General features: G+C 71.8%; 12 protein-coding genes. 8 read left to right on the forward strand and 4 right to left on the reverse strand.

Annotated elements, in window-relative coordinates; translation table 11 throughout:
- Positions 1–22: 22 nt before the first annotated feature.
- The gene (locus BGO15_RS01430) at positions 23–1,237 is read right to left on the reverse strand and encodes a lactonase family protein (RefSeq protein ID WP_056519648.1); all 1,215 of its coding nucleotides are present in this window, start codon (positions 1,235–1,237) and stop codon (positions 23–25) included.
- Positions 1,238–1,245: 8 nt separating this feature from the next.
- Positions 1,246–2,532 carry an adenylosuccinate synthase gene (locus tag BGO15_RS01435; protein ID WP_045247953.1) on the reverse strand — a complete coding sequence of 429 codons (1,287 nt, stop codon included), beginning with the start codon at positions 2,530–2,532 and terminating at the stop codon, positions 1,246–1,248.
- A gap of 108 nt (positions 2,533–2,640) precedes the next feature.
- Here BGO15_RS01435 and BGO15_RS01440 point away from each other — a divergent pair, with 108 nt between their 5' ends.
- From BGO15_RS01440 to BGO15_RS01460, 5 genes are read left to right on the forward strand one after another with little or no spacing between them, the layout of a single operon-like run.
- The gene (locus tag BGO15_RS01440) at positions 2,641–3,345 is read left to right on the forward strand and encodes a Pr6Pr family membrane protein (protein WP_056519645.1); all 705 of its coding nucleotides are present in this window, start codon (positions 2,641–2,643) and stop codon (positions 3,343–3,345) included.
- A 50-nt stretch (positions 3,346–3,395) separates the two neighbouring features.
- Complete coding sequence (gene argG / locus BGO15_RS01445; RefSeq protein ID WP_056206179.1) at positions 3,396–4,838, forward strand: argininosuccinate synthase; 1,443 nt, start codon at positions 3,396–3,398, stop codon at positions 4,836–4,838.
- Between the two features lie 59 nt (positions 4,839–4,897).
- Positions 4,898–5,536: a TetR/AcrR family transcriptional regulator gene (locus tag BGO15_RS01450; protein ID WP_056519642.1), complete on the forward strand. Its 639-nt coding sequence runs from the start codon at positions 4,898–4,900 to the stop codon at positions 5,534–5,536.
- Positions 5,536–6,318, forward strand: a complete 783-nt coding sequence (locus tag BGO15_RS01455; RefSeq protein ID WP_200934408.1) for a hypothetical protein — start codon at positions 5,536–5,538, stop codon at positions 6,316–6,318. Before BGO15_RS01450 ends, BGO15_RS01455 begins: the two co-directional genes overlap by 1 nt.
- Positions 6,315–8,174, forward strand: coding sequence for a YhgE/Pip family protein (locus BGO15_RS01460; protein ID WP_056206176.1), 1,860 nt, complete (start codon positions 6,315–6,317; stop codon positions 8,172–8,174). The genes BGO15_RS01455 and BGO15_RS01460 overlap by 4 nt, the downstream gene beginning before the upstream one ends.
- 151 nt (positions 8,175–8,325) lie before the next feature.
- Here the strand turns inward: BGO15_RS01460 and BGO15_RS01465 are convergent, their stop codons facing one another.
- Positions 8,326–9,216, reverse strand: coding sequence for an NAD-dependent epimerase/dehydratase family protein (locus tag BGO15_RS01465; RefSeq protein WP_045247948.1), 891 nt, complete (start codon positions 9,214–9,216; stop codon positions 8,326–8,328).
- 80 nt (positions 9,217–9,296) lie between these two features.
- On the opposite strand from BGO15_RS01465, the gene BGO15_RS01470 reads away from it, so the two are divergent.
- Positions 9,297–9,851 carry a TetR/AcrR family transcriptional regulator gene (locus BGO15_RS01470; protein WP_056206173.1) on the forward strand — a complete coding sequence of 185 codons (555 nt, stop codon included), beginning with the start codon at positions 9,297–9,299 and terminating at the stop codon, positions 9,849–9,851.
- A gap of 69 nt (positions 9,852–9,920) precedes the next feature.
- Here BGO15_RS01470 and BGO15_RS01475 read toward each other — a convergent pair whose 3' ends face one another.
- Positions 9,921–10,766 carry an NAD(P)H-binding protein gene (locus BGO15_RS01475; RefSeq protein ID WP_056206172.1) on the reverse strand — a complete coding sequence of 282 codons (846 nt, stop codon included), beginning with the start codon at positions 10,764–10,766 and terminating at the stop codon, positions 9,921–9,923.
- Positions 10,767–10,860: 94 nt separating this feature from the next.
- On the opposite strand from BGO15_RS01475, the gene BGO15_RS01480 reads away from it, so the two are divergent.
- The gene (locus BGO15_RS01480) at positions 10,861–11,241 is read left to right on the forward strand and encodes a winged helix-turn-helix transcriptional regulator (protein ID WP_045247945.1); all 381 of its coding nucleotides are present in this window, start codon (positions 10,861–10,863) and stop codon (positions 11,239–11,241) included.
- 300 nt (positions 11,242–11,541) lie between these two features.
- Entirely contained in the window at positions 11,542–12,360 is an 819-nt protein-coding gene (locus BGO15_RS01485; RefSeq protein WP_045247944.1) for an aggregation-promoting factor C-terminal-like domain-containing protein, read from the forward strand.
- Positions 12,361–12,511: the final 151 nt, after the last annotated feature.

Consider the following 12,511-nt stretch of genomic DNA (forward strand, 5'->3'; position numbering starts at 1 on the left):
CGGTGGGCGCCTGCCGTGGCGCTCAGCGCGCGACGAGGATGCGTGTGGGGTTCGGCGCCTCGGTGCGGTGCCGCACGCGTCCCGGTATGCCCGTGCGCAGGTCGAGTGCGAGCGACGCGATGCTGCCGCTGCGCTCGCCTGCGACAAGCAGGGTGTCGCGCTGCACGGTGTGGTCGCGCGGCCAGCTCACCCCCGACTCCACGAGGGCGAGCGGGGTGAGATCGGTGCCGGTGCCGGCCACGCGCACGGTGGCGATCGTGTCGCTGCCCCGCAACCCCAGGTAGACCCGCTCGGCATCACGAGAGAGCACGATGCCCGCCGCGAGGTCGCCGGCGGGCGCACCCAGCGACAGACCCGCCACGATGCGCCACGCACCCGACGCATCCGGCGCGAGCGCGAAGAGCTCGGCGCTCAGCTCGGTGACGACGTACAGGTGACCGCTCGGGTGCCAGACCGCGTGCCGCGGCCCGCTGCCCCGCGGGAGCACGACCTCTCCGACCGGACGCAGCCGCGACCCCGACGGTCGCCAGAACCGCACCAGGTCGAAGCCCATGTCGGTGGTGGCGACGAGTCCGCGCGGCAGGAAGGTCGCATGGTGGGCGCGCGAGACGCGCACTTCGGGGTCGACCTCGACGACGACGGCGGGTTCGACGGATGCCTCGGGCTCGGCGTAGTCGGGAACGAGATGCGCGAACTCCGCCCCCGCCGCCTCACGCAGGGCGCGCGCCGCAGCGGCGAGATCGATCGCGTCCACCGCGGGGCGCGCGGGTGCCTGGCCCACCGAATCCCCCGCGACCGCGAACGGGTCGCCGGACGAGAACGGATCCCCGGCTGACGCCCCGATCTCCGGCGTATGCGGGCGGCCCGCGGCATCCAGCCCCATCGCCACGACACGACCGTCCCCCCAGCAGCTCGCGATGAGCCGCGTGCCGTCGGGGTCGACGGCGACGTGGCAGACCAGGTCGCCGGCGGGAACCGGATCGCCGAGGCGGGCGAAGCCGCGCTCGCTCGTGCGACGGAAGGCCTGCACGGCCCCCTGTCCCTCGAGTGCCGCGTAGACGACGTCGAGCCTCGGGTGGGCGCTGAGCCACGACGGCGAGGATGCCGCCGCCGCCGTGCCGGCGAAGGCCAACGGCCCGCCCGCGAGGTGGTCGATCACCTCACCGGCGCGCAGCTCGCCGATGCCGGCGGCCTCGCCGCCCATGTCGGCACCGTACCCGCCGAGCCAGAACCGCATGGCGCGGGTCAGTCGACGAGATCGTGGCGCACGATGACGGCGTCGCGCGCGGGGCCGACACCGATCACCGAGATGCGGGTGCCGCTCATCTGCTCGAGCGCGAGCACGTAGTCCTGCGCCTCGAGGGGAAGCTCGTCGAAGGTGCGGGCACCCGAGATGTCCTCGCTCCAGCCCGGGAAGTACTCCAGGATCGGGGTCGCGTGGTGGAAGTCGCTCTGGTTCACCGGCACCTCGTCGAACCTCTCACCGTCGACGTCGTAGGCCACGCACACCGGGATCTCGTCGAGGCCGGTGAGGATGTCGAGCTTGGTGAGCACGAGGTCGGTGATGCCGTTGATGCGCGTCGCGTATCGGGTGATGGGCGCGTCGTACCAGCCCACCCGACGCGGACGGCCGGTGGTCGTGCCGAACTCGAAGCCGCGCGATCGCAGCCATTCGCCCTGTTCGTCGAACAGCTCGGTCGGGAAGGGACCGGAGCCGACCCGCGTCGTGTAGGCCTTCACGATGCCGACGATGCGGTCGAGGCGGTTCGGGCCGACACCGGAGCCGGTCGCGGCGCCGCCGGCCGTCGCCGACGAGCTCGTGACGAACGGGTACGTGCCGTGGTCGACGTCGAGCATCGTGGCCTGTCCGCCCTCGAACACCACGACATCGCCCGCGTCGAGCGCCTCGCTGAGCAGCAGGGCGGTGTCGGCGACCATCGGGCGCAGGCGCTCGGCGTAGGAGAGCAGGTCGTCGACGATCTCGTCGACGGCGATCGCGCGACGGTTGAAGACCTTCACCAGCAGGTGGTTCTTCTGGTCGAGGGCGCCCTCGACCTTCTGACGCAGGATGTTCTCGTCGAAGAGGTCCTGCACGCGGATGCCGACACGATTGATCTTGTCGGCGTAGGCGGGGCCGATGCCGCGCCCGGTCGTGCCGATCTGGCGCTTGCCGAGGAAGCGCTCGGTCACCTTGTCGAGGGTGCGGTGGTACTGCGTGATGATGTGGGCGTTCGCGCTGATGCGCAGGCGCGACGTGTCGAGACCGCGGGCGGCGAGCGCCTCGAGCTCGTAGAACAGCACCTCGAGGTCGACGACGACGCCGTTGCCGATGACGGGGTTGACGCCGGGCGACAGGATGCCGGAGGGAAGGAGGTGCAGCGCGTACTTCTCGTCGCCGATCACGACGGTGTGGCCGGCGTTGTTGCCTCCGTTGAACTTGACGACCCAGTCGGTGCGGTCGCCGAGCAGGTCGGTGGCCTTGCCCTTCCCCTCGTCACCCCACTGCACGCCGACGATGACAATTCCGGGCATGGTGGCTCCTCACCTAGCAGAGGGGGTTACACCCCATCCTATCGAGAGGCCCGCTCGGGAGCGGGATGGCGCGGACGCCGGCGTGCGGCATCCCCCTACAGTGAGCAGATGACGACGCTGCAGACCCCCGGCTGGGCACGCACCTGGACGCTCGTGCGCGCCGCGGGAGCGCTCATCATCCTCACGGCGATCATCGGCCAGGCCGAGGTCACCTTCGGCGGCGCGATCGCGAACGGGCTCGACGTGGGCGTCGTGCTCGTGAACTTCTTCAGCTTCTTCACGATCCTCTCCAATGTCGGGTCGGTCGTGATCCTCGCCGCGGTGGCGGTGTGGTCCGTCACCGGCGGGCGGGGTGGCGTCTCGCCTCTCCCCCGGGGTCTCGCTGTGGCGCTCGCCTGCGTGAGCACCTACATGATCATCACGGGCATCGTCTACAACACCCTGCTGCGCGGCATCCCGCTGCCGCAGGGCACGACCGTCGAATGGGCGAACGAGATCCTGCACGTGGTCGGTCCGATCATCCTGTTGGCCGATGTGCTGGTGGGCGCGCGGGTGCGGTCGTTGGGATGGCGCGTGGTGCCGATCGTGCTCGCGTTCCCGATCGTGTGGGTCGTCTACACCCTCGTGCGCGGGCCGCTCGTGACCAACCCCAACACGGGGGCGCCGTACTGGTACCCCTACCCGTTCCTCGACCCGAACGCGCAGGCGTCGGGCTACGCCGGGGTGGCGCTCTGGGTCGCGATCATCTCCGCGGCGTTCATCGTGGTCGGCGTCCTCGTGGTCTGGGTGGGGCGTCTGCGCACCCGCTCCTGACCGCGCCCGAGCGCGGGGCACGCGGCATCCGGCTCGGTAGGCTGGTGCCCATGTCGAAAGTGCTGCAGTCCCTCCCCGTCGGCGAGCGCGTCGGCATCGCGTTCTCGGGGGGCCTTGACACCTCGGTCGCGGTGGCCTGGATGCGCGACAAGGGCGCCATACCCTGCACCTACACCGGTGACCTCGGCCAGCCCGATGAGACCGACATCGATGCGATCCCGGGGCGCGCGCTCGAGTACGGTGCCGAGGTCTCGCGCCTGGTCGACTGCAAGACGGCCCTCGTCGAGGAGGGCTTCGTCGCGCTGACCTGTGGCGCGTTCCACATCCGCTCGGGCGGACGCACCTACTTCAACACCACCCCCATCGGCCGCGCCGTCACCGGCACGCTGCTCGTGCGCGCGATGAAGGAGGACGGCGTCGACATCTGGGGTGACGGTTCGACCTACAAGGGCAACGACATCGAGCGGTTCTACCGCTACGGCCTGCTCGCCAACCCCGCGCTGCGCATCTACAAGCCGTGGCTCGACGCCGACTTCGTGACCGAGCTCGGCGGCCGGCAGGAGATGAGCGAGTGGCTCGTCGCCCACGGCTTCCCCTATCGCGACAGCGCCGAGAAGGCCTATTCGACCGACGCCAACATCTGGGGGGCGACGCACGAGGCGAAGACCCTCGAGCACCTGGATGTCTCACTCGAGACCGTCGAGCCCATCATGGGCGTTCGCTTCTGGGACCCGTCCGTCGAGATCGCCGCGGAGGACGTCACCGTGACGTTCGAGGCCGGGCGTCCGGTGGCGCTGAACGGCGTCGAGTTCCGCGACCCGGTGGCGCTCGTGTTCGAGGCGAACCGCATCGGCGGCCGCCACGGCCTGGGCATGAGCGACCAGATCGAGAACCGCATCATCGAGGCGAAGTCCCGCGGCATCTACGAGGCGCCGGGTATGGCGCTGCTGTTCATCGCGTACGAGCGACTCGTGAACAGCATCCTCAACGAGGACACCCTCGCGACCTACCACGAACAGGGTCGCCGTCTCGGCCGCCTCATGTACGAGGGTCGCTGGCTCGAGCCCCAGTCGCTCATGCTGCGCGAGTCGATCCAGAAGTGGGTCGGGTCGACGATCACCGGCTCGGTGACGCTGCGCCTGCGTCGCGGCGAGGACTACACGATCCTCGACACGACGGCCGTCGGCATGTCGTACGCACCCGAGAAGCTCTCGATGGAGCGTGTCGGCGACGCCGCATTCGGCCCGGTCGACCGCATCGGCCAGCTCACGATGCGAAACCTCGACATCGCCGACTCCCGCGCGCGCCTCGAGCAGTACGCGGCGCAGGGTCTCATCGGCGGTCCGACGGGCGCTCTCGTCGGACGTCTCGAGTCGGGCGCCGCGGACGAGATCGTCGAGCACGCCGAGCCGTTCTCCGACGCGCGCGAGGCCCTCGCCGACGCGACAGACGCGGCGAACGAGTCGTCGGCCTTCGACGCCGGAACCGACTGAAAGCCATCGCCTCGAATTAACTTGCACAGCCCTGTGCAAGTTAGCGTAGACTGACGGGCATGCCCCCCGGTGTGCCCCCTGCCGCGCCCGCACGCGCGCGACGAGCGGATGCCGCGACCAATCGGGTCGCGCTCGTGCGGGCCGCGCAGACCGTGCTCGCCCGCGACCCCCACGCCTCGATCGACACGATCGCCCGCGAGGCCGGCCTCAGCCGTCGCGCCGTCTACGGTCACTTCCCCGACCGCGACAGCCTGGTGCGCGCGGTCATCGCGGTCGCCGCCGAGCGGTTCAACGCGATCGCGACGAGCACGCTCGACATCGACCCCGCGATCGCCCTCGCGACGCTCGCCGCACGGCTGTGGGCGGAGGCCGCACAGGTGCAGGCCTCCGCGAGCCTCGCCGTCGACGACGACCACGTCGACGAGACCGCCCGCTCCCTCGGGCCGTTGCGTGAGCGGCTGCGCGGGATCGTCGACCGCGGCGTCGCCGGCGGCGCATTCCGCGGCGACCTCCCGCCCGCCCTCCTCGCCCGCGTCATCGAGGAGGCCGCGCGCACAGCGCTCCGCGAGCTGACAGACATCGACGACGTCGACGCCCGCGATGTCGCCGTGCGCCTCGTGCTGAGCGTCGCGGGACTGTCATGGCACGAGGCATCCGACCTGCTGAGCACCCACCCCGCCGTTCTCGAGGAGGACTGATGCGCATCGAGCTGACCGACGTGTCGAAGGGCCGCGGCGGCGAGGCGCTGCCGTCGACCACGATCGCCTACGAGTCGGGGGTCGCCCGTCTCGCGACCGCCGAGACCGAGCAGCGGCCGACAGTGCTGGGCCTGCTGGCCACCGGACGCATGAGCAGCGGCACCGGCGAGGTGCGCATCGACGGACGAGCGGATGCCGCGGCCCTGCGTCGACGCATCGCCCTGGTCGACGCGCCCGACGTGTGCGATCCGGCCGCCGATGTCACGGTCGCCGGCGTCGCCGCCGAGGAGCTGATGTTCGCCGGCGCTCCGTCCCACCCCCGCGCGGTGCGCGCGTGGCTGCGTTCGCACGACCTCGACGCCCATTCCCGCACGCCGATCGCCGACCTCGAGCCGGCCGCGCGGGTGAGGATGCTGCTCGAGCTCGCCCTGCTGCGGCGCGGCGTCGACGGCGTCGTGCTGGTCTCCCCCGACCGCCACGGCGGCGACCCGGTCGCGTGGTGGTCGATCGCCGAGGAGATCGCCGCCCGCCACGTGGCCGTGCTGGTGATCGCCGGTGAGGCGTCGGCGACCGTGCTGGCCGGCGCCGCGGTGCGGGCGACCGACCCGCTCCCGCCCCTGCCCGAAGAGCCCGAGCCGGCGTGTGATCCCGACGCCGAGCCCCAGCCCGACGGCGACAGCGACGCCGAGAGCGACCTGCCGCACGCCGGCGACGCGATCGACCCGACGAGCGAGCCCCTCGACTCCCCCCACACTCCCGACCCCACCGAGGACCCCCGATGAAGATCCCCGCCATGATCGCGGCGGAACTGCGCCGCCTCACCGCCACCCGCATGGCCGTCATCGCGCTCATCGCGCTCATGTGCGTGCCGATCCTCTACGGCGGCCTGTACCTGTGGGCCAACCAGGACCCGTACGGCAAGCTGGCCGACGTTCCCGTCGGCCTCGTCGTCGAGGACATCGGCGTCGCGGCGTCCGGCGACCAGCCCGCGTCGAACTACGGCGAGCAGGTCGCCGACCAGCTGATGTCGAGCGGAACGTTCGCGTGGCAGCGCCTGACTCCTGCCGAGGCGCGGGCCTCGCTCGCGCAGGGCGGCGTCGACTTCACGGTGACGATCCCGGCCGACTTCTCGGCCGCTCTCACCTCCGCTGCCGGCACCGATCCGCACGCGGCGACGATCTCGCTGCAGACCAACGACGCGAACAACTACCTGGCGTCCACGATCGGCTCGCAGGCGGTCGCGAAGATCCAGGCCTCGGTCACGCAGCTCGTCGGCAAACAGGCGGCCCTGCGGCTGCTCACCGGCATCAGCGACATCCGCTCGAACCTGGTGACGGCGGCGGACGGCGCGACGAGCCTCGCGAGCGGGGCGGATGCCGCGGCATCCGGTGCGAACACGGCCGCCGCAGGAGCGGCGCAGCTCTCCGACGGCACGTCCCAGCTCGCCGCCGGGGCGGGCACGCTCAGCGCGGGCGCCGACCGGGTGGCGAGCGGCGCCGCCCAGGTCGCCTCGGGCACGGCGCAACTCGCGCAGACGGCCGATCAGGTGGGTGCGGTCGCGAACCAGGCCGCCGGTGCGCTGCCGCAGGTGCGGTCGGCCATTGCGCAGCAGCTCGCGGACCAGGGGCTCACCCAGGCCCAGATCAACCAGGTGCTCGCGCAGCTCGATCCGCTCGGCACCCAGCTGACGGCGGCGAACACGCAGCTGCAGGCCGCTGTCGGCAAGATCGACCAGCTCAACGCGGGCGCGCAGCAGGTCTCGAGCGGGGCGAGCCAGGTCGCCGATGGCGCGTCGAGCCTGGCAAGCGGGGCGGATGCCGCGGCATCCGGTGCCTCTCAGCTGAAGGACGGCACGGCCCAGCTGGCGAGCGGGCTGACGACGCTCGATCAGGGCGCCGCGAAGCTGCGTGACGGACTCGAGAGCGGGCTGTCGCAGATCCCGGACTCGTCGGCCGACCTTCGCGAGAAGCAGGCCGAGACGATCTCGGACCCGGTGACGGTCACGTCGGGCAAGCTCGCCTCCGCCGAGGACTACGGCGCGGGCCTCGCCCCCTTCTTCGTGGCCCTCGCCGGCTGGATCGGCATCTACGCCCTGTTCCTGATCGTGAAGCCGATCTCCCGGCGAGCCGTGACCGCGCTGCACTCGCCCCTGCGGGTGACGGTCGCCGGTTGGCTGACCCCGGGGCTGCTCGGCGGCGTGCAGATGCTGGGACTGTTCGGCGTGCTGGCGGTCGCGCTCGGGTTCACCTTCGCGAACCCCGTCGCCACGCTCGGCATCATGCTGGTCGCCTCGCTGACCTACGCCGCGATCGTGCTGGCGCTGAACGTGTGGCTCGGGTCGGTCGGGCAGTTTCTCGGGTTGGTGCTCATGGTGCTGCAGCTGGTCACCGCGGGCGGCACCTTCCCGTGGCAGACGCTCCCCGGGCCGCTCGCCGCACTGCATCATGTACTGCCGATGGGATATGTCGTCGACGCCATGCGCCAGCTCATGTACGGCGGCGACCTGTCGCGCGTGCCCGGCGATCTCGCGGTGCTGTTCACCTGGATGATCGGCGCGCTGCTCCTCGCCGCGATCGGCGTGACGCGGATGACCCACCGCCGCACCCTGCGCGATCTGCAGCCGAGCCTCATCGGGTGAGGTGAGGGGGGCGGATGCCGCGGCATCCGCCCCCCTCACCCTGCGTGGCCGCGAGCGTCGCACCACAGGCGGGGCCCCGCCCGCACAGGAACTCCCGCGGGAACAGGGCGATCACGCCCGAATCGTCCTGTTCTCGCGCATTCTCCTGCACTCAGCCGCTGTAGGCGCCCGCGGCGATGTCCTCGGCGAGGGTCGGCCCGGTCGGCTCCCAGGCGAAGCGCTCACGGGTGAGCGTGGCGGAAGCGGCGATGTCGGCGGCGAAGAACCGCCCGATCCACCCGAAGTGCGCATCGGCGTCGGCGGGGGCGACAGAACGCACCGGCACGCCGAGTGCGGCACCGAGCCACGCCGCGATGTCGCGAGCCGGAATTCCGTCCTCAGCGACAGCGTGCACGATCGTCCCGGGCTCGCCGCCCTCGATCGCGAGGCGCACGAGACGGGCAGCGTCGGTGCGGTGTACCGCGGGCCAGCGGTTCATGCCGTCGCCGACATATCCGGCGAACCCCTGCGTGCGGGCGATGCGGGCGAGCTCCGCGGTGAAGCCGTGGTCGCCCATGCCGTGCACCGTCGGGGCGAAGCGGGCCGCCATGGCCCGCACACCCTGCGCCGCCCAGCCGAGCGCGAGGTTCTCGCTGCCGCCGCGCATCGATTCGATGCCGTGCTGCGTGGACGGCGTCGCCTCGGTGAGGGTCTGCCCGGGGTAGCCCGCCATGCCGGAGGCGACGATGAGCGCACCGCCACGAGGCGCGAGCGTCTCGGCGAGCGCGGCGACGGCATGGTGCTCGATCACCCCTGACTCGGCGAACCGTGCGAAGTCGTGCACGAAGGCGAGGTGGGCCACGGCGTCGGCGCCGGCGGCGCCGGCGCGCAGCGAGTCGAGGTCGGTCAGCTCGCCGCGCAGCACCTCGATGCCGCGGGCGGCGAGGGTGTCGGCGGCGGCCGCGGTGCGAGCGAGGCCGACGACCTCATGTCCTGCCGAGAGCAGTTCGGCCGACACGGCGGTTCCGATCCAGCCGGTGGCTCCGGTGACGAAGATGCGCATGATGCGCTCCCTTCCTGATGTCAGTGTGTGACATCAGGCTAGCACCCAACGTCAGTCACTGTCATCACTATGATCGACGTATGGGTCGATGGGAACCGGGAGCACGCGAGCGACTCGCGCGCGCCGCGCTCGACCTCTATGTCGAGCGCGGGTTCGACGAGACATCCGTCGGCGACATCGCCGCGCGCGCAGGAGTCACTGAGCGCACCTTCTTCCGACACTTCGCCGACAAGCGCGAGGTGCTCTTCCAGGGATCGGCCGTGCTCCAGCAGCGGGTCGTCGCCGCGATCGCCGCCGCCGACCACCGACTCACGCCGTTGCAGATCATGATCACGGTGATGCGGGAGACGCAGGAGTACTTCCCCGACCACGATTTCGTGGCCGCCCGTCAGGCCGCGATCGACCGCAACACGAGCCTGCGGGAGCGCGAGCTGCTCAAGCTCGCCACCATGCGCGCCGCCGCCGCCGACGCGCTGCGCGCGCGAGGCGTCGACGACCTGTCGGCCGACCTCGCCGCCGACGCCGGCGTCTCGCTGTTCCACCAGGGGTTCCAGCGCTGGGTGGCCGGCGCCGCCCCCGACCTCGTCTCGGGCATCGACGACGCGGCATCCGCTCTCCGCGGCCTCACCGCCTGACGCGACGCTCCGCGCTCGACATGACGGAACGCCGCACCCCGAGCGGTGCGGCGTTCCGTGGGGCGGCGCTCAGAGAGCGGCGCGCAGTCCCTCGACGAGAGGCGTCGTGGGGCGTCCGATGAGCGCGGCGAGAGAGCCGTCTCCGCCGTCGAGCTGGCCCTCGGCCGTGCTCGCGTCCATCGCGGCGACGAATCCGGCCGTGCCGGCGTCGAGCCCGGCGGCCTCGAGCGCGGCGGCGCGCTCGGCGACCGTCTGGCGCACGTAGGCCACCTCACGGTCGAAGATCGCGGCCGCGGCCGCGGCGAGGTCGTCGTAGTTCCAGGCGACGTCACCGGCGAGCTCATAGACCCGACCGGCCTGGTCGTCGGCCAGCAGCACCGCGGCGGCAGCGTCCGCGTAGTCCACGCGGCTGGCGCTCGCGATGCGACCGTCGCCCGCGGCGGCCGCGAGCACACCCGACGTGCCCGCGTACTGCACGTCGGCGAGCTGGTTCTCGGTGTACCAGTTGTTGCGCAGCAGCACGGCCGGAACGCCCGACGCGGCGATCGCGGCTTCGGTCTCGACATGCTCGGGAGCGAGGATGTGGGTGCTCTCGCCCGCACGGTAGATGCTCGTGTAGGCCAGCAGCTCGACGCCCGCTGCGACGGCGGCGTCGATGACGACCTGATGCTGGGCGGCACGCTGTCCGACCTCGGAGCTCGAGATCAGCAGCACGCGGTCGACGCCCTCGAGGGCTGCCGCGACGGTCTCGGGCTTCGTGTAGTCGAGCTCGACGACGCGCACGCCGAGGTCGGCGGCCTTCGCGGGAGTGCGAGCGCCGGCGACGATGTCGGATGCAGCGGCACCACGCGCGAGCAGACGCTCGACGACGAGACGGCCGAGGTGCCCGGAGGCACCGGTGACGAGGATGGTCATGGGGTTCCCTTCGACGTGTGAACGGAGGATGCAGCGGCATCGGGCATCGGCACATTCCCACCGATGGGTACCCACTTTCGGGTATGGTACTGGCATGGCGGTGAGTTTTGCGGAAATCCGGGAGGACCGCCCCGGAACTTTCACCCATTCATGCCCGACCCGGGTCGTGCTCGACCACGTGATGAGCCGGTGGGGAGTGCTCGTGATCGCCGCTCTCAGCGACGGCACGCAGCGCTGGGGCGAGCTGCGCCGGGGCGTCGACGGCATCAGCGAGAAGATGCTCGGCTCGACGCTGCGCACCCTCGTCGCCGACGGTCTCGTGGCCCGGCGATCGCTTCCCGCGGTGCCCCCGCACGTCGAGTACAGCCTCACTCCGCTCGGGCTCGAACTGGTCGAGCGCATGCTCCCGTTGCTCTCCTGGGTGGCCGACAACGCCGACGAGATCGTGGGTCAGAAGGCGATCGCCCGCACCTGACGCCCCCGGGAGAGCCGTGGCATCCATACAGGACTCGTCCAGAAATGCCCCCTAACGTGGCCGGGTCCGCCGCGGTCCCACCCGAGGGAGCGGGGCGGATGCCTCGGACTCACCCGTCCAGACGGGTGTGATGCGTCAGCGTCAGGGCACCGGAACCGCCTCGTGCGACCGTCGCCCGCCGCATCGTCCGAGGCGGCCAGCCTGCTCGGCCGCCGCCCGCTGACACGCGCGCGGCCGCCCGACGTCGTCCGCCTGGCGGGCACGCGAGGAGCCGCAGGGAAGCTCGAGAATTGGAGTTCCGTGCGCCTTCGCGTCACTCTCCCCCGTCGTAAGAGAACCCTCATCCCCCTCGCCGCACTCGCGACCACTCTCGCGGTCGGCATCCCCGTCGGCCTGGTCTCCACGGCCGCGGCCCAGACCCCCGCTCCCCCCTCCCTCGCAGGCCCCGCCGCGCGCGACGTCGATCGAGACGCCAGCCTGTACGCGGCCGTCGCCCGAGTCACGGTGACGGGAGCCTCCGGCAAGGTCGACGCCTCCGCCCTCGGTGCGCAGATCGACCAGCTCACCAACTCGGAGGAGCTTCCCGCCGAGACGGTGGCCGCCCTCACCGCGAATCTGCGCGGCACGACGTCCACCGTCGCCGATCAGATCGCCGCCCACGACGCCGAGCAGGCGCGCATCGCCGCCGAGCAGGCCGCGCAGGCCGCAGCGCAGGAGGCTGCCGCGAAGGCCGCCGCCGAGAAGGCCGCGGCAGCCAAGCGCGCCGCCGCCTCGCAGGCGTCGGCGGCCGCCGCGAACGCGGCAGCCGCCGACCCCGCCAGCGCGCAGGCCATCGCCAAGCAGATGGCGGCCGCCAACTACGGCTGGGGTGACGACCAGTTCGCCTGCCTGTACTCCCTCTGGAAGAAGGAGTCGGGCTGGAACTACCGCGCCTACAACGCCTCGAGCGGTGCCTACGGCATCCCCCAGGCCCTGCCGGGCTCGAAGATGGGCGCGAACGGCGCCGACTGGCAGACGAACCCCGCGACACAGATCGCGTGGGGTCTCGGCTACATCAGCCGCGCCTACGGCACGCCGTGCGGCGCCTGGGGTCACTCCCAGTCGACCGGCTGGTACTGATCCGCCACGCTGACGCGCTGGTGGTGCGGCCCCTAGGCTGACCACCAGCGCGTTGCCGCGCCCGCCGTCCGCGGGCCGCTCGGTCGACGCCGATGCCGACGCGAGAGGGGACGCCACGTTGGATGCCGCCTCCCCCCGCCCTGCGACACCG

The organism is Microbacterium sp. 71-23, assembly GCF_001897265.1.
Taxonomy (GTDB): Bacteria; Actinomycetota; Actinomycetes; order Actinomycetales; family Microbacteriaceae; genus Microbacterium; species Microbacterium ginsengisoli.